1 protein-coding gene is annotated in these 861 nt (G+C 63.2%); it reads left to right on the forward strand.

Annotated elements, in window-relative coordinates; translation table 11 throughout:
* Positions 1–861 (forward strand): amidase family protein (locus EOA85_RS36300; protein ID WP_245486397.1); only part of this gene is annotated, 861 nt, incomplete at both ends.

Raw genomic sequence — 861 nt, forward strand, 5'->3', positions numbered from 1 at the left:
GTTGCACGGCGTGCCGGTCACGATCAAGGATTCGATCACCAAGGACATGCCGACACGGAACGGCAGCAAGATCGTCGTCCGCGAGCAGCCGATCGAGGATGCGCCGCTCGTGTCGCGTCTGCGAGACGAGGGCGCGATCGTCATCGGCAAAACCGCCATGCCGGAGTTTGGCTGGACCGGTGTCTCGCGCAGCCCACTCACGGGGATCACCAGCAATCCGTGGAAGCTCGGCTACAACGCTGGCGCGTCCTCGGCCGGCGCAGGCGCCGCTGCAGCGGCGGGCTATGGGCCTCTGCACCAGGGCAGTGACGGTGCTGGATCGATCCGCATGCCCGCGCATTTCAGCGGTGTGTTTGGACTGAAGCCCAGCTTCGGGCGCGTGCCGAATTATCCACTGCCCGGAAGTGACATGACGAACCACAAAGGGCCGATTACACGCACCGTCGCTGACAGCGCACTGATGCTCGAGGTCATGGCCGGTCCGCATTTCCTCGACCACACGTCCCTGGAGGTGGGGCCTGCCAACTATCTCGCCCTGCTTCGCGACGGCGTGAAGGGCAGGCGCATCGCCTATAGCCCCGATCTGGGTGTCGCTCGCGTCGATCCGGAAGTCACAGAGCTGGTGAAGGCCGCCGTCGCACGCTTTACGGAACTTGGCGCAATTGTTGAGGAAGTAACCATCCCGTGGGCGAAGGACGGACCAGAACTGATCCGGTTCTTCTGGTCCGCCCAAGCGACCGGCCTCGCACAGTACCTACCGAGATGGGAGGCAGAGATGGATCCTGGGCTTGTCGCCTGCATCAAGCATTCAGAGAACGTCTCCGTCGCACGTTATCAAGAGATGCGTGCGCGGAAGATGGT

The organism is Mesorhizobium sp. M5C.F.Ca.IN.020.29.1.1, assembly GCF_003997375.1.
In the GTDB taxonomy this organism is placed as follows: Bacteria; Pseudomonadota; Alphaproteobacteria; order Rhizobiales; family Rhizobiaceae; genus Mesorhizobium; species Mesorhizobium wenxiniae.